This is a genomic window from Nocardioides sp. P4_G10 (assembly GCF_056401175.1).
This window is the reverse complement of record NZ_JBFUJV010000022.1, coordinates 33097-50759: the sequence shown is the minus strand read 5'-3', so window position 1 is coordinate 50759 and position 17663 is coordinate 33097. Positions and strand designations below refer to the sequence as shown.

At 72.9% G+C, this 17663-nt stretch carries 15 protein-coding genes; 10 read left to right on the top strand and 5 right to left on the bottom strand.

Going from position 1 to position 17663, the window contains the following annotated elements:
- Nucleotides 1-2: 2 nt before the first annotated feature.
- Complete coding sequence (locus AC1DP1_RS19085; protein ID WP_477508178.1) at nucleotides 3-470, bottom strand: hypothetical protein; 468 nt, start codon at nucleotides 468-470, stop codon at nucleotides 3-5.
- Entirely contained in the window at nucleotides 470-1204 is a 735-nt protein-coding gene (locus AC1DP1_RS19080) for a hypothetical protein (protein ID WP_477508177.1), read from the bottom strand. The genes AC1DP1_RS19085 and AC1DP1_RS19080 overlap by 1 nt, the downstream gene beginning before the upstream one ends.
- 254 nt (nucleotides 1205-1458) lie before the next feature.
- Here AC1DP1_RS19080 and AC1DP1_RS19075 point away from each other — a divergent pair, with 254 nt between their 5' ends.
- From AC1DP1_RS19075 to AC1DP1_RS19065, 3 genes are read left to right on the top strand one after another with little or no spacing between them, the layout of a single operon-like run.
- Nucleotides 1459-1938 carry a group II truncated hemoglobin gene (locus AC1DP1_RS19075; protein ID WP_477508176.1) on the top strand — a complete coding sequence of 160 codons (480 nt, stop codon included), beginning with the start codon at nucleotides 1459-1461 and terminating at the stop codon, nucleotides 1936-1938.
- 17 nt (nucleotides 1939-1955) lie between these two features.
- Entirely contained in the window at nucleotides 1956-3278 is a 1323-nt protein-coding gene (locus AC1DP1_RS19070) for a lanthionine synthetase LanC family protein (RefSeq protein WP_477508175.1), read from the top strand.
- Nucleotides 3275-4042, top strand: a complete 768-nt coding sequence (locus AC1DP1_RS19065) for a class I SAM-dependent methyltransferase (protein ID WP_477508174.1) — start codon at nucleotides 3275-3277, stop codon at nucleotides 4040-4042. Before AC1DP1_RS19070 ends, AC1DP1_RS19065 begins: the two co-directional genes overlap by 4 nt.
- 24 nt (nucleotides 4043-4066) lie before the next feature.
- On the opposite strand, the gene AC1DP1_RS19060 is transcribed toward AC1DP1_RS19065, so the two are convergent.
- Both AC1DP1_RS19060 and AC1DP1_RS19055 read right to left on the bottom strand, forming a co-directional pair.
- On the bottom strand, nucleotides 4067-4711 hold the full coding sequence (locus tag AC1DP1_RS19060) for a response regulator (RefSeq protein ID WP_477508173.1): 645 nt from the start codon (nucleotides 4709-4711) through the stop codon (nucleotides 4067-4069).
- Nucleotides 4708-5685 (bottom strand): sensor histidine kinase, encoded by a 978-nt coding sequence (locus tag AC1DP1_RS19055; protein ID WP_477508172.1) that lies wholly within the window; start codon nucleotides 5683-5685, stop codon nucleotides 4708-4710. The genes AC1DP1_RS19060 and AC1DP1_RS19055 overlap by 4 nt, the downstream gene beginning before the upstream one ends.
- 85 nt (nucleotides 5686-5770) lie before the next feature.
- Between AC1DP1_RS19055 and AC1DP1_RS19050 the strand changes: the two genes are divergently transcribed.
- From AC1DP1_RS19050 to AC1DP1_RS19020, 7 genes are all read left to right on the top strand, one after another.
- Nucleotides 5771-6319 carry an SPFH domain-containing protein gene (locus AC1DP1_RS19050; protein ID WP_457192078.1) on the top strand — a complete coding sequence of 183 codons (549 nt, stop codon included), beginning with the start codon at nucleotides 5771-5773 and terminating at the stop codon, nucleotides 6317-6319.
- The gene (locus tag AC1DP1_RS19045; protein WP_457192080.1) at nucleotides 6316-6801 is read left to right on the top strand and encodes a TrkA C-terminal domain-containing protein; all 486 of its coding nucleotides are present in this window, start codon (nucleotides 6316-6318) and stop codon (nucleotides 6799-6801) included. Before AC1DP1_RS19050 ends, AC1DP1_RS19045 begins: the two co-directional genes overlap by 4 nt.
- Nucleotides 6798-8090: an ArsB/NhaD family transporter gene (locus AC1DP1_RS19040; RefSeq protein ID WP_477508171.1), complete on the top strand. Its 1293-nt coding sequence runs from the start codon at nucleotides 6798-6800 to the stop codon at nucleotides 8088-8090. The genes AC1DP1_RS19045 and AC1DP1_RS19040 overlap by 4 nt, the downstream gene beginning before the upstream one ends.
- 100 nt (nucleotides 8091-8190) lie before the next feature.
- Complete coding sequence (locus tag AC1DP1_RS19035; protein ID WP_477508170.1) at nucleotides 8191-9126, top strand: carbamate kinase; 936 nt, start codon at nucleotides 8191-8193, stop codon at nucleotides 9124-9126.
- 26 nt (nucleotides 9127-9152) lie between these two features.
- The gene (bar, locus tag AC1DP1_RS19030; protein WP_457192088.1) at nucleotides 9153-10259 is read left to right on the top strand and encodes a barbiturase; all 1107 of its coding nucleotides are present in this window, start codon (nucleotides 9153-9155) and stop codon (nucleotides 10257-10259) included.
- A gap of 65 nt (nucleotides 10260-10324) precedes the next feature.
- Nucleotides 10325-13558: an ATP-dependent helicase gene (locus AC1DP1_RS19025; RefSeq protein ID WP_477508169.1), complete on the top strand. Its 3234-nt coding sequence runs from the start codon at nucleotides 10325-10327 to the stop codon at nucleotides 13556-13558.
- The gene (locus tag AC1DP1_RS19020; RefSeq protein ID WP_477508168.1) at nucleotides 13555-16794 is read left to right on the top strand and encodes a UvrD-helicase domain-containing protein; all 3240 of its coding nucleotides are present in this window, start codon (nucleotides 13555-13557) and stop codon (nucleotides 16792-16794) included. The genes AC1DP1_RS19025 and AC1DP1_RS19020 overlap by 4 nt, the downstream gene beginning before the upstream one ends.
- Nucleotides 16795-16944: 150 nt before the next feature.
- Here AC1DP1_RS19020 and deoD read toward each other — a convergent pair whose 3' ends face one another.
- Nucleotides 16945-17652: a purine-nucleoside phosphorylase gene (deoD, locus tag AC1DP1_RS19015; protein WP_477508167.1), complete on the bottom strand. Its 708-nt coding sequence runs from the start codon at nucleotides 17650-17652 to the stop codon at nucleotides 16945-16947.
- Nucleotides 17653-17663 lie beyond the last annotated feature (11 nt).

The following is a 17663-nucleotide window of genomic DNA, read 5'->3' as shown; positions in this document are numbered from 1 at the left end:
GCCTACGTTTCGCGCTGGGCGAGCAGCCGCCGGTACTTCGTGTAACCGTCTCCGACGATCACGAAGAGCGCGGCCACGCCGAAGAGCTGGGCAGCGACGCCGTCGGCGAACCCGACCACGGCATCGGTGGTCTCGGGTCCCACCGTCGATCGAGCTCCGAAGTCCGTGGCGACCATCACAGTGACGATCATGGCGAGGCAGAGGATCAGCCAGCCCACGACAATCACCCGCATCGTCGCTGTCACGTCGTCGAAGTCGACGTCGCTGACACCGACGCGCACGAGGTGCGTCGCCATGGCCGCGCCGGCGAGACTGGTGGCGGCGCCGGTCAGGACGGAGAAGTAGGCCGACGATGGAACGTCCTCGCCCGACACGGCGAGCAGCACGAACACGACGTTCAGCGCGGCCGCCGCCCAGTAGGCGACGAGCCACCGGCGGCCGTACGACGTACCTCGTTGCCCTCGAGCCATCATGTGCCCGTCAACGGCCACCCGGTGTCCTGCGGGCTCGCAGACTCGACCTCGCAGTAGTCCGGGTATCCCATCCATGGCCAGTAGCCACTCTTGAGTCGCGTCACCCTTCCCTCGGGATCGGTGTCGAACGCGAGGTGCCGACTCGTGGCATCGGGCGCAGCGCCCGGGTTCTCGGTGTCGTCCACGATCGCCAGCGGACCACCCGAGTTCGAAAGGGCACCCTCCACGATCCCGATGGAATCCCCGTAGGCAGCGTCGAGCTCCTCCGTCGTGCTACCCACGCGGATGCCTTCGGGTGTCGTGACGTCGGGGTTGTCGATGACGAAACCCATCACCCCGTCGTACGGATCGGCCACGAGCGCGATGCCGAGGTCCTCGTTGGTGGCCAACGTGCACTCACCGGTCTGGGGCTTGGGCGAGAGCGCCTCACCCAGCCACGCCTCGACGTCCATGATGCTGAGCGACAGGGCGTCGCGCGACCCGAGGTCGAGCTCCCCGAGGCCGTCCTGAGTCAGCACGATCGCGTCGTCGGCTCCGGGGGAGTCCGGGGAGTCCGGGGAGTCCGGGGAGTCCGGGGAGTCCGGGGAGTCCGGGGAGTCCGGGGAGTCCGGGGAGTCCGGGGAGTCCGGCGACGTGTCGACCGGTGCCACGGGATCGGTGTCGCCACCCTGACCGCCACAGGCCGCGAGGGCGAGCGCCATCACACCGCCCGCGAGACCATGCCGAGTCATGTGGATCCTCCCGGACCGACGGTACGCCTCGGCGAGTCGGGACGTCCACGGCACTCCGTGTGTCCGCGCACGTGCGCCGGACGTTGCCCTTCGATCCGGGTGCCAGCGGCCATGACCGTCGCACGTGCGGGCGAGGGGTCCGCGGCCTGCCGAGGCAGAAGAGGGGGTCTGTGCGTGTTGTAGGAATCCACCGGGCCACGTGACCGCGCGCAATTGCAGGTGCGGCCGCGCGTCCCGTGCGGTGGAATGCCTGCATGGGTGGAGTGGACGAGCCGGGGCTGCCGACGCTGTACGAGTGGGCGGGCGGCCTCGACCCGCTGCGCCGGATGATCGACTCCTTCTACGACCGCGTCGAGGCAGACGACGCCCTGGCCGGCTTCTTCCCCGGAGGGGTCTCGCAACGGCACCGGGAGCACGTCACCGACTGGTGGGCCGAGGTGCTCGGCGGCCCGACGACCTACACCGATCGGCACGGCGGCTACGAGTCGATGCTCCGCCACCACGTGGGGCTCGACATCACCCCGGCACAGCGGCACCGCTTCGCCGCCACGATGAGCCTTGCCGCCGACGACGCGGACCTCCCGGCCGACCCGGAGTTCCGCGCGGCGATCATCGGCTACCTCGAGTGGGGCACCCGGCTGGCGATGGAGAACTCCCGGCCGGGAGCGCAGGTGGTCGAGCAGGCGCCCACGCCGCGGTGGGGCTGGGGCGTCGCGCCGCCCTACCGGGGATGAACGGGGAGGAGCGCCGGATGACCTCGCACGACACGTACGCCGACCTCGGTGAGGCGGCCTGGCGGTGGGTGCTGGACCAGGTGCGGTGGGACGACGGGCCCTGGATCCCCGAGACCGTGCCGCACGACGGCGGCCCGCCCGAGGAGCGCGACGGCATGCACAGCGGCATCGGCGGGCTCGCCCACGTGCTGGCGGAGGTGCGCGAGGCGCGTGCGTGGACCCACGAGGAGCAACGGCTCGCCGACGGGATCGCGACCCGGATCAGGGGCAACCTGGCGACGACGACGGCGTACTCCTACTTCGACGGCCTGGTCAGCGACCTCGGCGTGCTCAGCGCGCTGGGGGCCGAGGGGCACGGGGAGGCGATCGCCCGGCTGGCCGAGCTCGCCACCGACGACGGCTGGGAGCAGCCGTGGATGGCGCCCCCGCGGTTCCCCCCGCACACCCGCATCAACGACGTCACCCTGGGCACGGCCGGCAACCTCCTCGGCGCCGTGTGGGCGCACCGGCACGGCACCCCGGGCGCGGCCGAGCTGGCCCACCGCACGGCCGACCTCCTGCTGGCGGAGGCGGAGCCGACCGAGGCCGGGACCAACTGGCCCTTCGTGCCGTGGCGCTACACGGAGCAGGTGCGGGCCGAGCGCGGTGACCGGCAGATGCCCAACTGGTCGCACGGGCTGGCCGGGATCGCCGCCTCCCTCGCCGTCGCCGGCGTCGAGCTCGACCGGCCGGACCTGGTGGACGCGGCGCGCAGCGGTGCGGAGCACCTCGTCACCCTCGGTGACACGAGCGACGGCGGATTCGTGGCACCCCACGTGATCCCGCCGGAACCCGACATGGACGAGGTGACCTACAGCTGGTGCCACGGCCCGACCGGCACCTCGCTGCTGTTCACAGCGCTGGAGCACGCCGGAGTCGCTGCGGTCGCGGGGGAGACGCCGGCGCAGTGGCACCGCCGCTGCCTGCGCGCGATCCGCACCTCGGGCATCCCCGAGCGCCGCCACCCGGGCTTCTGGGACAACGACGGCCGCTGCTGCGGCACCGCCGGGGTGGGCGAGGTGTTCCTCGACGCCTGGCAGCGGCTCGGGGTCGACGACGACCTCGTCTTCGCGCAGGTGCTGGGCGACGCCCTCGTGGACCGCGCGGTCGTGGAGGGGGACCGCGCCTGCTGGCGCTTCACCGAGCACCGCAACGACGACCCCCTGCTCCCGCCCGGCATCGGCTGGATGCAGGGTGCGGCCGGCATCGCGGCGTACCTCCTGCGGCTCGCCCGCGTCCTGCGCGAGGGACGTACGACGCCCGCGGTCGCGCGCCTCGACACCTGGTGGAACCTGCCGTGAGTGGTCGCGCTCTCTCCTTCGGCTCCGTCGCAGAGGCGTACGAGCTCTATCGCCCGGACTACCCGGTGGAGGTGGTCGACACCGTGCTTGACTACGCCGGGCGTCGCGTCGCGTCTGCACTGGAGATAGGTGCAGGTACGGGGAAGGCCACCCGCGCGTTCGCCGCGCGCCACATCGCGGTGACGGCGACCGAGCCCGACGCTGCGATGCTCGCCGTGCTCGGAAGGCACGTCCCGGACTCGGTGCGCACCGTGTGCGCGACGTTCGAGGACCTGCCGATGACCACGCGGTACGACCTCGTCTACGCGGCGGCCGCCCTGCACTGGACCCGGCCCGAGGGCCGCTGGGAGCGCGTCGCCTCGCTGCTCGTGCCGGGCGGGGTGTTCGCCTCGTTCGGGGGACCGGTGCGCCTGGCCGATCCGGCCCTGGAGGAGGCTTTGTGCAGCGCACGCGAGCCGTACCTCCCCGACGACGAGGTGCCCTCACCGGACGGCACCCCCGCGGACAGTCCCCTGCAGTGGCCCGGATCCGAGCTGGAGGCGTCCGAGTGGTTCGACGACGTCCGTCAGGTCCTCGTCGAGCGCCGGAGCACAGTTCCTGCGGTCGACTTCGTGGGCCTGTTGTCGACGGTGTCGGCCTACCTCGAGCTCGACCCCGACGTCCGCGACACCGTGCTGCGGCGGATCCACGGCGTGCTGCCCGACCGGGTCGCGGTCGCGGCGGACATCACCCTCCACCTCGCGCGTCGGGTCAGCGACGCCTGACCGCCGCACGTGCGGCAGGTCGGGCTACGGCTCGATCAGGCCGGCCCGGATCGCGTAGCGCGTCAGCTCGACCCGGTCGCGCATCCCGAGCTTGCCGAGGATGTTGGCGCGGTGCCCCTCGACGGTCTTGAGCGCGATGTGGAGGTCCTTGGCGATCTCGCGCGACGAGCGGCCCTCGGCGATCAGCTTGATCACCTGGTCCTCCCGCGCGGTGAGCACCGACGTCGGCACCCGCTCGCCGCGACGCATCCGGTCGAGGTAGTCGCGCACGAGCGTGCTCTCGGCGCCGGGGTAGAGGAAGGTCTCGCCGCGCATCGCCGCCCGGCAGGCGCCGACGAGGTCCTCGTCGGCGACGGACTTGAGGACGTACCCGCTCGCACCGGCCTTGAGGGCGCCGAAGAAGTACTGCTCGTTGTCGTGCATCGACAGCATGAGGATCTTGGGAGGGTTGCGGCGCTGCGCGATCTCGGCGGCCGCCTGCAGCCCGGTCATCCGGGGCATCGCGATGTCGAGCACGACGAGGTCGACCTCGGTGTCGCGCACCCGCTCGACGGCCTCGGCGCCGTCGGCCGCCTCGGCGACGACCGACAGGTCGGGCTCCTGCTCGAGGATGAGGCGTACGCCGCGGCGCACGAGCGTGTGGTCGTCCGCCAGCAGGATCCGGATCACGCGCTCGCCTCCGTGGTCGTGTCGACGGGCACCTTGAGCCGCACCGTGGTGCCGTGGCGCGGCTGGCTGATCACCGACAGCTCGGCGCGGACCAGTGCGGCGCGCTCACGCATCCCCATCAGCCCCGACCCCTCGGTGAGGCCGGTGAAGCCGCGGCCGTCGTCGCGCACCTCCAGCACGACGTGGGCGCCGAGGCGTTGCATCGAGATCTCGACGGAGCGGGCGTCGGCGTGCCGGGCGGCGTTGGTGAGCGCCTCCTGGGCCACCCGGTAGACCACCACCTCGGCCTCCGGGCTCAGCGCCGGCAGGCCGGGTGCGAAGGAGCGGCGCACCGACGCGGAGCTGTGGTCGGCGAACTCGGTCGCCAGCGCGGCCAGGGCGCTCGCCAGGCCGAGGTCCTCCAGGACTCCCGGCCGCAGCCGCCGCGCCACCCGGCGTACGTCGTCGAGGCCGGCGCGGGCGCTCTCGCGGACCGCCGCCAGCTCGGGCACCAGCGCGGGCGGCGACTGCGACTCCAGCTGCTTGAGGCCCAGCAGGACGACCGTCAGGCTCTGCCCGACCTCGTCGTGCAGCTCCTGGGCGATGCGGTGCCGCTCGGCCTCCTGTGCGGCAAGCGCCCGTGCGTCCCCGGTACGGCGCTCCTCGGCGAGGCGGGCGAGGAGCCCGTTGACGCTGCGCGCGATGCCGAGGACCGGGCCGGACCCCTCCTCGGGGAGCTCGGTCGGCTCCAGGTGCTCGATGCCCTCGAGCCGTGCGATGAGGCGGTGCAGCGGCGCGAGCGCCCAGCGGATGAGGAGAGCGTTGGTCAGGATCATCACCACCAGCCCGGCGCCGATCACGACGAACTCAGACGGCACGGCGTCGGCCGAGACGCGGGCGGGGGAGAGGAGCAGCAGCAGCGCCGCGACCACGAGCACGACGCCGTTGATCAGACAGATCGTCCAGAACAGCGGGAGGTGGCCGGGCAGACGCATGTCACCAACCCTCCCATCCCCAGCCGTTCCAGATGGGGTCAGGCACCCATGGTCGCGACCACCCGGTCCGCGAAGACTTCGTGGCATGCCGCCACCGGACGAGAACACCGCCGTCGACCCGACCGGCGCGGCGTGGGTGGTCTGGCTGGTGATCGTCGGGCCGGGCCTGCTGTTCGCCACGCTGACGTGCGTACGCCGTGTGGCTCCCGGCGAGCTCGTGCTCGTGGTCCGGCAGGGCGAGGTCGTGCGCGTCCGGCGCAACGGCTTCGTCGCCCGCTGGCCGGGCCTCGAGCGGTTCGAGACCGTGACGACCGACCCGCGGGTGGTGCCGCTGGTGATCCGCTCGCGGACCAGCGACGGCGTCGACGTCGTCGCCCTCGCCGACCTGACGGTGCAGGTGCGCGACGTCGAGCCGGGCACGGCGTACGTCCCGCCGGCGCAGGCCGCGCGGCTCGCCGAGGACACCGTCGCCCGCGCCGTCGAGCAGCTCGAGGTGGAGTCGCTCGTCGACGACCTCGAGGCCCTCGAGACGCGGTGGCCCGGCCAGCTCACCCGGCTGCTGCCGGTCGGCACCGCGGCCACCGCCCTGGCGGTCACCGAGGTCGAGGCCCGGCTCACCGGCGGCGCAGCATGAGCGACACCCCCTACCTCCTCGAGGTGGCGGTGTCCGTCGCCCTCATCGCCTCCGCGATCGGCTTCGCCGTCGGGCTCGCGATCGGGCGCGGACGCCAGCCGCGCTGGCAGGAGAAGGGCAGCTTCGTGCACAAGGTGTCGATCGGCTTCGCCACCCTCGACCGGCTCGACGCGGTCCTGCTGCGCTTCGAGGTCGAGCCCGCCTCGCGGCTGTCCGGCGTCGAGGTCGGCGAGCTGCGGCTGCCGCCCGGGTCGGGGGTCGCCATCCTCGCGCGCGGGAAGGAGGTGCTCGTCCCCGACGCCCGCACCGGCCTGCGCACCGGCGACCAGGTCCTCGTCGTCGCCGCCCTCGGCCAGGTCGCCCAGGTGGAGGAGCGGCTGCGGTCGGTCAGCCGCTACGGCCGGCTCGCCAGCTGGGCCGAGGACACGGACGACCCGGCGCGCTCGGCCCGCTCCTTCGGCGTGCCCAGGCGGGTCGCGTGATCCTGACCTCCGCCGCCCTGGCGGTCTTCATCGTCGCGTACGCCCTCATCGCGACCGAGCGCGTCCACCGCGTCGCTGCCGCCCTCGGCGGCGTGGCCGGCATGGTCGTCATCGGCCTCGTCGACGCCCAGACGGCCTTCTTCGAGGAGCACACGGGCGTCGACTGGAACGTCATCTTCCTGCTCTTCGGGATGATGATCATCGTCGGCGTGCTCAAGCAGACCGGGCTGTTCGAGTTCCTGGCGCTGTGGGCGGCGCAGCGCTCCGGTGGGGAGCCCTACAAGCTGCTCGTGCTGCTGGTGCTGATCACGGCCGCCGTCTCGCCGATCCTCGACAACGTGACGTGCGTGCTGCTCGTCGCGCCGGTCACGCTGTCGGTCTGCCGGAGGCTCGGCCTGCCGCCCGCGCCGTACCTCATCTCGCTGATCCTGGCCTCCAACATCGGCGGCATGTCCACCCTCATCGGCGACCCGCCCAACATCATCATCGGCAGCCGGGCCGGGCTGAGCTTCGTCGACTTCCTCGTGCACTCGCTGCCGCTGACGATCATCCTGCTGGCGCTGTTCGTCGTGATGGCGCGCTGGCTCTTCCGCAAGGACCTCGACCACGAGGTCGACGTCCACGGGCTCGACGACCTGCGCCCGGCCGAGGCGATCACCAACCTCCGGATGCTGCGCCGGTGCCTGGTGGTGCTGTTCCTGGTGATGATCGCGTTCGGCCTGCACACCGTGCTCCACCTCGACCCGTCGGTCGTGGCGATGATGGGCGCCGGCGCCATGGTGCTGGTCTCGCGGACCGAGCCCGAGGAGTTCCTCGAGGAGGTCGAGTGGGACACCCTCGCCTTCTTCATGGCGCTGTTCGTGCTGGTCGGCGCGCTGGTGCAGGTCGGCGTCATCGGCGCGATCGGCGAGTGGGCGGCGGAGGCGATGGGCGACCGCGAGCTGCTCGGCGCGACGGCTCTGCTCTTCGGCTCGGGCGTCATCGGCGCCTTCGTCGACAACATCCCCTACACGACCGCCACGGTGCCGATCGTCGAGGACATGGTCGCGACGACGGCGACGTCCGGTGCGGACAGCCCGCTGTGGTGGGCCTTCGTCTTCGGTGCAGACCTCGGCGGCAACGCCACCGCGGTCGCGGCCGGCGCCAACGTCGTCGTGCTGGGCATCGCGGCCAAGGCGGGGGAGCCGATCAGCTTCTGGGGCTTCACCAAGTACGGCGTCGTGGTGACCGTCGCGACGCTGCTGGTCGCCTGGGTCTACGTCTACCTCCGCTACTTCGCCTGGGCGTGAGGAGCGGCCACCGCTGATTGTCAACATCTGCTCAGCAACCCGCGCGCACCTGACATCTGTTGCCGGTGGTGAGGGTGCGCCAGATCACTACGGTTGCCGCATGAGGGTCCTGCTCGCACTCGGTGGCAACGCGATGACGAACGCCGACGGCCGGGCGCGCCCCGAGGACCAGATCGAGGCGGCCCAGGTCGCGATGGCCGCGGTCGCCGGTCTGCTCGAGCACGACCACGACGTGGTCATCACCCACGGCAACGGCCCCCAGGTCGGCAACCTGCTCGTCAAGAACGAGCTCGCCGCGAGCGTCGTGCCCCCGGTCCCGCTGGACTGGTGCGGCGCGCAGACGCAGGCCACGCTCGGCTTCGTGCTGATGGACGCGCTCGACCACGAGCTCGCCGCGCGGGGGATCGACCGACGCAGCGCCGCCCTCGTCACCCGCACGTTGGTGGACGCCGCCGACGAGGGCTTCACCCGTCCGACCAAGCCGATCGGGCGCCACCTGCCCGAGGCCGAGGCCCGGGTGCTCGTCGACCACGGCGAGACGTGGGAGGACCGTGGCGAGAAGGGGTGGCGCCGCGTCGTCGCCTCGCCCGAGCCGCAGGAGATCCTCGACGCCCCGGCCGCGGTCGCCCTCATCGAGGCCGGCTACGTCGTCGTCGCCAACGGTGGCGGCGGCATCCCGCACGTACGCCGTCCCGACGGCTCGCTCGCCGGCGTCGAGGCCGTCATCGACAAGGACCTCGGCGCAGCCCTGCTCGCCCGCACCACCGATGCCGACGTGCTCGTCATCGCCACCGACGTGCCCAACGCGGTGATCCGCTGGGGCGAGCCCGACGCCGAGCCCCTGGGCCGGATCACCGTCGAGCAGCTGCGCGCCCACGCCGCCGACGGCCACTTCGCGTCCGGCTCGATGGGGCCCAAGGTCGACGCGGTCTGCCGCTTCGTCGAGACCACCGGCGGCACCGGCGTCATCACCAGCCTCGACCAGATCACCGCGGCGGTCGCCGGCGACGCCGGCACCGTCGTCGTACCCCGATAACTCCCACCGAGAAGGAAGCAGCTGACATGCCCAGCGCCATCGAAGTCCGCAAGGTCCCCATCCACTCCGTGGCCGACGCCTCCGAGCTGACGAAGCTCGTCGACGACGGCGTCATCGCCGCCGACCGGGTCTTCGCGATCATCGGCAAGACCGAGGGCAACGGCGGCGTCAACGACTACACCCGGATCATCGCCGACCGCGCGTTCCGCGAGGCGCTGGTCGCCAAGGGCGCCGACCCGGAGCAGGTCAAGGGCATCCCGATCGTCTGGTCCGGCGGCACCGACGGTGTGATCAGCCCGCACGCCACGATCTTCGCCACGACCGACGTCCCCGAGGACGACCCGTCGCGCGAGGAGATGCGGCTGACCGCGGGCTTCGCGATGAGCGAGGCGATCCTGCCCGAGGAGATCGGCTACACCGCGATGATCGAGAAGGTCGCGGCAGGCGTGAAGGTCGCCATGGAGCGTGCCGGGATCACCGACCCCGCCGACGTGCACTACGTGCAGACCAAGACCCCGCTGCTGACCATCCACACCATCCGCGACGCCAAGGCGCGCGGCAAGAAGGTGTGGACCGAGCACACCCACGAGTCGATGGACCTCTCCAACGGCGTCACCGGCCTCGGCATCGCCGTCGCCCTCGGCGAGATCGAGATGCCCACCGACGCCGACGTGATGCACAGCCGCGAGCTCTACTCCTCGGTCGCCTCCTGCTCCTCGGGCGTCGAGCTCGACCAGGCGCAGATCGTCGTCGTCGGCAACGCCAAGGGCGTCGGCGGCCGCTACCGCATCGGTCACTCGGTGATGAAGGACGCCCTGGACGCCGATGGCATCTGGGACGCGATCCGGACCGCCGGCCTCGACCTGCCCGAGCGCCCGCGCACCAGCGACCTCGACGGCAAGCTGGTCAACGTCTTCCTCAAGTGCGAGGCCAGCCAGGACGGCATGGTCCGCGGGCGCCGCAACGCGATGCTCGACGACTCCGACGTGCACTGGCACCGCCAGATCAAGGCGTGCGTCGGCGGCGTCACCGCCGCCGTCACCGGCGACCCGGCGGTCTTCGTGTCGGTCTCCGCCGCCCACCAGGGCCCCGAGGGTGGCGGCCCGGTCGCCGCGATCGTCGACCTGGGCTGAGGTTTCGTCCACACCCTCCGCGGGGCCGGCAGGACACTGTCGGTCCCGCGTGATGGGGTGTACTCGTGAGCGACCCGACCACCCGCTACCGGCTCGTCCGGCCCGACCGCGAGGTCGTGGTGCCCGAGCTCGACGAGCACCAGCAGCGCGTGGTCGACCACGAGGGTGGCCCGCTCCTCGTCCTCGCCGGTCCCGGCACCGGCAAGACCACGACCCTCGTCGAGGCGATCGTCGACCGGATCGAGCACCGGGGCGCCACGCCCGACTCCGTCCTCGCCCTCACCTTCTCCCGCAAGGCCGCCGAGCAGCTGCGTGACCGGGTCACCGCTCGCGTGGCGCGCACGACRTCGGCCGCCGCGTGCTCGACGTTCCACTCCTTCGCCTACGCACTGGTCCGCAAGTACGCCCCGGCCGAGCTCTACGAGGGAGCCATCCGGCTGCTCTCGGCTCCCGAGGCCGACGTGGTGCTGCGCGAGCTGCTCCGCGACAACCCCGAGTCGGTCGTGTGGCCCGAGCAGCTGCGCCGGGCGGCCGGCACCCGCGGCTTCGTGCGCGAGGTGCAGGCGGTGCTCGCCCGGGCGCGCGAGAAGGGGCTCGACCCCGCCGGCCTGCGCGCGCTCGGCATCGAGCACGACCTGCCCGAGCTGATCGCGGCCGGGCTGTTCCTCGAGCAGTACCTGACGGTGCTCGACAACCTCGGCGCCACCGACTACGCCGACCTGATCCGGCGCGCGGTCATCGAGGCCGAGGCGCACCGCGACGAGCTCCGGGCACGCTACGCCCACGTCTTCGTGGACGAGTACCAGGACACCGACCCGGGCCAGGTCGCACTGCTGCGCGCCATCGCCGGTGACGGTCGCAACCTCACCGTGGTGGGGGATCCGCACCAGTCGATCTACGGGTTCCGCGGCGCCGACGTGCGCGGCATCCTCGACTTCCCGGGCAGCTTCCCGACCTCGAGCGGCTCGCCCGCCCCGGTCGTCGTGCTCCGGCGCACCCGCCGGTTCGGGCCGCGCATCCTGCTCGGCGCCGGCCGCGTCGCCGGCCGGCTGACCCTCACCGGCAGCATCTCCGCCGAGGCGCGCGAGGCCTTCCTGTCACCCGAGGCCGTGCCGGGGCCGCAGGGCGACGGCCGGGTCGAGGTCGTCACCTACGACACCGAGCGGGCCGAGGCCGAGCGGCTGGCCGACCTGCTGCGCCGGGCGCACCTCGAGGACGGCATCGCCTGGGACCGGATGGCGGTGCTGGTCCGCTCCGGCCGCACCAGCATCCCCCCGCTGAGGCGGGCGCTGGCCGGTGCCGGCGTGCCCGTCGAGGTGGCGTCCGACGACCTGCCACTCGTCCACGACCCGGCCGTGCTGCCGCTCCTCGGCGCGCTGCGCGCGGTGGTCAACCTCGACAACGACGACCCCGACTCGCCCGACTTCCTCGACCCCGGGCGCATCGAGTCGCTCCTCCTCTCGCCGCTCGGCGGGCTCGACGCCTCCGACCTCCGCGCGCTCGTCCGCCGGCTCCGCACCCGCGAGAAGGAGCTGGCAGACGCCACGGCCCGGCGCACGAGCCGCGAGCTCCTGCGGCTCGCCGTGGTCGAGGAGGGCTTCCTCGAGGGCCTCGACGGTCACGACGTCGAGCGCGCCGCTGCCCTGGCCGCGCTGCTGCACGCGGGGGCCCGGATGCTCGCCGACAGGTCGAGCGTCGAGGACGTGCTGTGGCACTTCTGGTCGGAGACGTCCTGGCCACAGCGGTTGCGTCGCCAGGTCGACCTCGGCGGAGCGGGTGCCCGCCGGGCGCACCGCGACCTCGACGCGATCGTCGCGCTCTTCGAGCTCGCCTCACGCGTGGTCGACCAGCGTGAGCACATCGGCGTCAAGGCGTTCTTCGCCAACCTGGTCGAGCAGCAGCTGCCCGCCGACACGCTCGCGGAGCAGGGCGCCCGCGGCAAGGCGGTCCGGCTGCTCACCGCCCACCGCTCCAAGGGCCTCGAGTGGGACCTCGTCGTCGTCGCCCACGTCCAGCAGGAGGGCTGGCCCGACCTGCGCCGCCGCACCACGCTGCTCGGCGCCGACCGGATCGGCGTCGACGCGTCCGGCCACCCCGACCTCGTCCCGCCGGTCACCGCACGCGCGCTCCTGATGGAGGAGCGCCGCCTGTTCTACGTCGCGTGCACCCGGGCCCGCCGACGACTGGTGGTGAGCGCAGTGAAGTCGCCCGACGACGACGGCGAGCAGCCCTCGCGCTTCCTGGAGGAGCTCGGCGTGACCATCGAGCACCATGACGGCCGCCCGGCGCGTCCGTTGTCGCTCGGCGGGCTCGTGGCCGAGCTGCGTCGCCACGCCGCCGACCCCTCCGTGTCGCCTGCGCTCCGCGAGGCCGCCGCCCGCCGCCTGGCGGCGCTCGCGGCCGAGGAGGTCGACGGTCGCCAGCTCGTGCCGACCGCCGACCCGTCGACCTGGTGGGGCACCCGCAGCGCGACCCGCTCGATCGAGCCGATCCGCGACCCCGAGCGGCCGGTCCCGGTCTCCGCCAGCATGCTCGACTCGATCCTGCTCTGCCCCGCGCAGTGGTTCTTCGAGCGCGAGGCCGGGGGCGTCTCGGCCGTGCACCAGTCCGCCAACCTCGGCCAGATCCTGCACGCCCTCGCCGAGCGCGTGGCCGTCGGCGAGCTGCCGGCCGAGGTCGACCCGATGATGGCCGAGGTCGAGGCGGTCTGGGACCGGCTCGCCTTCCGCACGCCGTGGTCGCGCCAGCGCGAGCTGGCCCGGATCCGCAAGGCCGTGGGCCGCTTCGTCCAGTGGCACCTCGACAACCCCCGCGAGGTCGTCGGCGCCGAGCAGCGCTTCCAGAGCGTCGTCGACGTCGACGGCCGCCCCGTCATGCTCACCGGCTTCGCCGACCGGCTCGAGATCGACGACTCCGGCCGGGTGGTCGTCGTCGACTTCAAGAGCGCCAGGGCCGCGCCGTCCGGGCCGTCCGTCGCGGGCAACCTCCAGCTCGCGCTCTACCAGTACGCCGTCGACGCGGGCGCCCTCGACGAAGCGGCCGGTCGCGCCATGGCGTCCGGCGGCGCCGAGCTCGTGCAGCTCGGCATCGACGACGACTCCCCGAGCGCCAAGGTCCAGGGCCAGCCGGCCCACGACCCGGACGGTGCCGAGCGCACGGTCCTCCGCCAGGGGCTCGCCCGCGCGGCCGCCCTCGTGCGAGCCGAGAACTTCCCCGCGACGGCCGGCCCGCACTGCCGCGACTGCCCGTTCGTCGCCATCTGCCCGGCCAAGGGCGCAGGGAGCGTGACCGTCCAGTGAGCGAGCAGACGCAGACCGAGCTGGCGTTCACGCCGATCCGTCTCGACACCGCCGAGGACCTCCGGGTCCTGATGAAGGCCGAGCACGCCGCGAGCGACGAGCAGTGGGCCGCGATCACCGCACCGCTGCGACCGACCGTCGTCGTCGCCGGCGCCGGCAGCGGCAAGACCACCCTCATGGCGCAGCGCGTGGTGTGGCTGGTCGCGACCGGCAAGGTCCGTCCCGAGGAGGTGCTCGGCCTGACCTTCACCACCAAGGCCGCCGCCGAGCTGCGCCAGCGCGTCACCGCCGCCCTCGGCGCCGCCGGGCTCCTCGACCGCTCGGTCGTCGTCGAGGGGGAGGACGTCCTCGAGCCGACCGTCGCGACCTACCACGCCTACGCCGCCAACCTCCTCACCGACCACGGCCTCCGCATCGGTCACGAGCCCGACACCCGGGTCGTCTCCGACGCCTCGCGCTACCAGCTCGGCGCCCGCGTCATCGAGCGGTTCACGGGCCACATCGAGCTGCTGACCGACCATCCCGCGACCGCCATCCAGAACCTCCTCGCCCTCGACGGCGCGATGAGCGAGCACCTCGTCGACGAGGACGACGTACGCCGCACGGACGAGGAGGCCCGCCGTGGCTTCGAGCGGGCGATCGCGGAGGAGCAGGCGGGCAAGGCCCGCAAGACCTACCTCGAGCCGCCCGCCAAGGCGGTCAACGCCATCGACCGGCGGGCCGAGCTGCTCCAGCTGGTCCGCGGCTACCGCACCCTCAAGGCCGACCTCGGCCTGATGGACTTCGGCGACCAGATCGCCCTCGCGGCACGACTGGTCGACGACCAGCCCGAGGTGGGCGAGATCGAGCGTGCGCGGTTCAAGGTGGTGCTGCTCGACGAGTACCAGGACACCTCCGTCGCGCAGGCCACGATGCTGGCCCGGCTGTTCTCCGGCCCCGACGACGACCACGGGCTCGGCCACCCGGTCATGGCCGTCGGCGACCCCAACCAGGCGATCTACGGCTGGCGCGGCGCCTCGGTGTCCAACATCCTCAACTTCGCCGACACCTTCCCCGCCACCGACGGCGAGCCCGGCCGGCTCCCGCTGACCGTCAACCGTCGCTCCGACCGGAGGATCCTCGAGGTCGCCAACCGGCTCGCCGCACCGCTGCTCGAGGCCTACGGCGACAAGGTCGCCCGGCTGCGCGCGTCCGCGATCGCGGGGGAGGGACTCGTCGAGACCCACGTCCACGAACGAGCGCTCGACGAGCTCGACTGGCTGGCCGGCGCCGTCAAGCAGGCCCACGGCACCGGGAAGGCCTGGTCCGACATCGGCGTGCTCAGCCGTGACAACGCCCAGGCAGAGGAGGTCTACGACACCCTCACCTCTGCGGGCATCCCGGTCGAGGTCGTCGGCCTCTCGGGCCTGGTCCGGCTCCCGGAGGTCGCGGAAGTCGTGGCGACGCTGACCCTGCTGCACGACGTCACCGCCAACACGTCGATGCTGACCCTGCTCACCGGGCCTCGCTGGGCGATCGGCCCGCGCGACCTGCGGCTGCTCGCCCTGCGGGCCGCGGAGATCGCCGGCGTCCGCGGTCGCAAGGAGGCCGCGACGGTCGCCGACCAGCTGCTCCAGATCGCCGACGGCATCGACGCCTCCGAGCTGCCCGCGCTCAGCGACGCCGTCGAGGCGCCCGGCGAGGCGTCGTACTCGTCCGAGGCGCTCGACCGGTTCGCGCTGCTCGCCACCGAGCTGCGCCGGCTGCGCGCCCACGTCGGCGACCCACTGCTCGACGTGGTGCGCCGGATCATCGACACGACCGGCGTCGACGTCGAGCTCGCCTCGGCCACCTCGCCAGCGGCCTCCGCGCGTCGCGACAACCTCGACCTGTTCGTGAAGGCCGTGGCCGAGTTCYAGTCCGTCGACGGCGACGTGACGTTGCCGGCGCTGCTGGCCTACCTCACCGCGGAGGACGACCAGGGCAACGGCCTCGACGTCGCCACCCCGACCGCGGCCGACTCGGTCAAGCTGCTGACGGTCCACCGCGCCAAGGGCCTCGAGTGGTCGTCGGTCTTCTGCGTCGGGGTGGGGGAGACCCGTTTCCCGAGCAACCGTTCCCGCACCCTCTGGACGTCCTCTCCAGCCGTGCTCCCCGCGCCGCTGCGGGGCGACCGCGCTGACCAGCCGCAGCTCGCCGGGCACGACAAGGCCGCGCTCGACGCCTACCGCGCGGCGACCAAGGCCCACGACGCCGAGGAGGAGCTGCGCCTGGGCTACGTCGCCTACACCCGCGCGGCCCACCACCTCGCCGTCACGTCCTACGTCTGGGGCCAGCGCGCGACGCCCTTCGGGCCCTCCGACTACCAGCGCGTGGTCCGCGACCAGCTCGAGGAGTGGGGCGAGCGCGTCGAGCACTGGATCGAGAAGCCCGCCCCCAAGTCGCCCAACCCCAACGACGACGTCGACCCGTCCCGCCCCTGGCCGGTGCCGGGCCCGGGGGAGGAGGCGGCCCGCCGGATCGCGGCCGCCGAGCTGGTCCGCACGATCGATCGCACCGCTCCCGACGAGGGCCTCGACATGGTCGAGGCCGCCCGGGTCGCCGAGTGGGACGACGACCTCGTCCAGCTGATCAGGGAGGCACGTGCGGAGCGGTCGACGTCGATCGACCTCCCGCTGCCGAGCAGCCTGTCCGCCACCTCGATGGTGCGGCTGCGCGACGACCCCGAGACGTTCGCCCGCGAGCTCGCCCGGCCGATGCCGCGACCGCCGGCGCCCGCGGCGCGGTTCGGCACCGCCTTCCACGCGTGGGTCGAGGACCGGTTCGGCCAGCAGGCCCTCATCGAGCCCGACGAGCTGCCCGGCCGCGCAGACGCCGGCATCGACGACGAGGCCGACCTCGGCGAGGTGGTCAAGCGCTTCGAGGACGGTCCCTTCGGCGACCGCGCCCCCCACGCCGTCGAGGCGCCGTTCGCCCTCGTCCTCGCAGGCCAGGTCGTCCGCGGCCGGATCGACGCGGTCTACGCCGAGCCGTCCGACTCGGCCGCCGACTTCCTCGTCGTCGACTGGAAGACCAACCGCAACGAGACCGCCGACCCCCTCCAGCTCGCCCTCTACCGCCTCGCCTGGTCCGAGCTCACGGGCACGCCCCTCGAGCGCGTTCGGGCGGTGTTCCACTACGTCCGCTCCGGTCGCACCATCGAGCCGACCGACCTCCCCGACCGGGGCGCCCTCGAGAAGCTGCTCGCTGAGGTCTGACCCGCCCGAGCGGTGCCCAGGGCGGGTTTCGCGCGCCGAGAACCATCCTCACCCACCGCCGCCCGGCGCGTCGTACGCCGACACGCGAACCAGCGGTGTCCCACCCACATTCCAGCCCGGAGGAAGGTGGCTCACGCACCGCCCAGGACGTCACCCAAGCGCGGCGTTCAGTGCGATCTCGACCATCTCGCCGAAGGTCTGCTCGCGCTCCTGGGAGGTGGTCTCCTCGCCGGTGACGATGTGGTCGGAGACGGTGCAGATCGCGAGCGCGCGGCGGCCGTGCTTGGCGGCGAGGGTGTAGAGCGCGCTGGCCTCCATCTCGACGGCGAGCACGCCGTACGTCACCATCTCGCCGAGCAGCTCGGGACGGGCCGGGTAGAAGGAGTCGCTCGAGAAGATCAGGCCGACGTGGAAGGGCGAGCCGTCGCGTGCCTCGGCTGCCTCGACCGCGCCGCGCAGCAGGCCGAAGTCCGCGACGGGGGCGTAGTCGATGCCGTGGAAGGCGATCCGGTTCATGGAGGAGTCGGTGCACGCGCCGGAGGCGATGATGACGTCGCGCACCCCGACGCGGTCGGTGACCGCGCCGCACGAGCCGACGCGCACGATGGACTGGACGTCGTAGTCGGTGAAGAGCTCGTTGACGTAGATGGCCATCGACGGCTGGCCCATTCCGGATCCCTGCACGGAGACCGGGTGGCCGTTCCAGCTGCCGGTGAAGCCGTACATCCCGCGCACCTCGCTGTAGCAGCGCGCGTCGTCGAGGAACGTCTCGGCGATCCACTTGGCCCGCAGGGGGTCGCCGGGCAGCAGGACGGTGGGGGCGATGTCGCCGGGCTGGGCGCCGATGTGGGTGCTCACGGCGCCCAGCC

What these genes read in the sequence shown, in the direction of transcription:
- AC1DP1_RS19075 (WP_477508176.1), top strand. Translation starts at nt 1,459, where the DNA reads ATGGGTGGAGTGGACGAGCCGGGGCTGCCGACGCTGTACGAGTGGGCG.
- AC1DP1_RS19035 (WP_477508170.1), top strand. Translation starts at nt 8,191, where the DNA reads ATGAGGGTCCTGCTCGCACTCGGTGGCAACGCGATGACGAACGCCGAC.
- AC1DP1_RS19080 (WP_477508177.1), bottom strand. Translation starts at nt 1,204, where the DNA reads ATGACTCGGCATGGTCTCGCGGGCGGTGTGATGGCGCTCGCCCTCGCG.
- bar (WP_457192088.1), top strand. Translation starts at nt 9,153, where the DNA reads ATGCCCAGCGCCATCGAAGTCCGCAAGGTCCCCATCCACTCCGTGGCC.
- AC1DP1_RS19055 (WP_477508172.1), bottom strand. Translation starts at nt 5,685, where the DNA reads ATGCGTCTGCCCGGCCACCTCCCGCTGTTCTGGACGATCTGTCTGATC.
- AC1DP1_RS19070 (WP_477508175.1), top strand. Translation starts at nt 1,956, where the DNA reads ATGACCTCGCACGACACGTACGCCGACCTCGGTGAGGCGGCCTGGCGG.
- AC1DP1_RS19050 (WP_457192078.1), top strand. Translation starts at nt 5,771, where the DNA reads ATGCCGCCACCGGACGAGAACACCGCCGTCGACCCGACCGGCGCGGCG.
- AC1DP1_RS19085 (WP_477508178.1), bottom strand. Translation starts at nt 470, where the DNA reads ATGGCTCGAGGGCAACGAGGTACGTCGTACGGCCGCCGGTGGCTCGTC.
- AC1DP1_RS19045 (WP_457192080.1), top strand. Translation starts at nt 6,316, where the DNA reads ATGAGCGACACCCCCTACCTCCTCGAGGTGGCGGTGTCCGTCGCCCTC.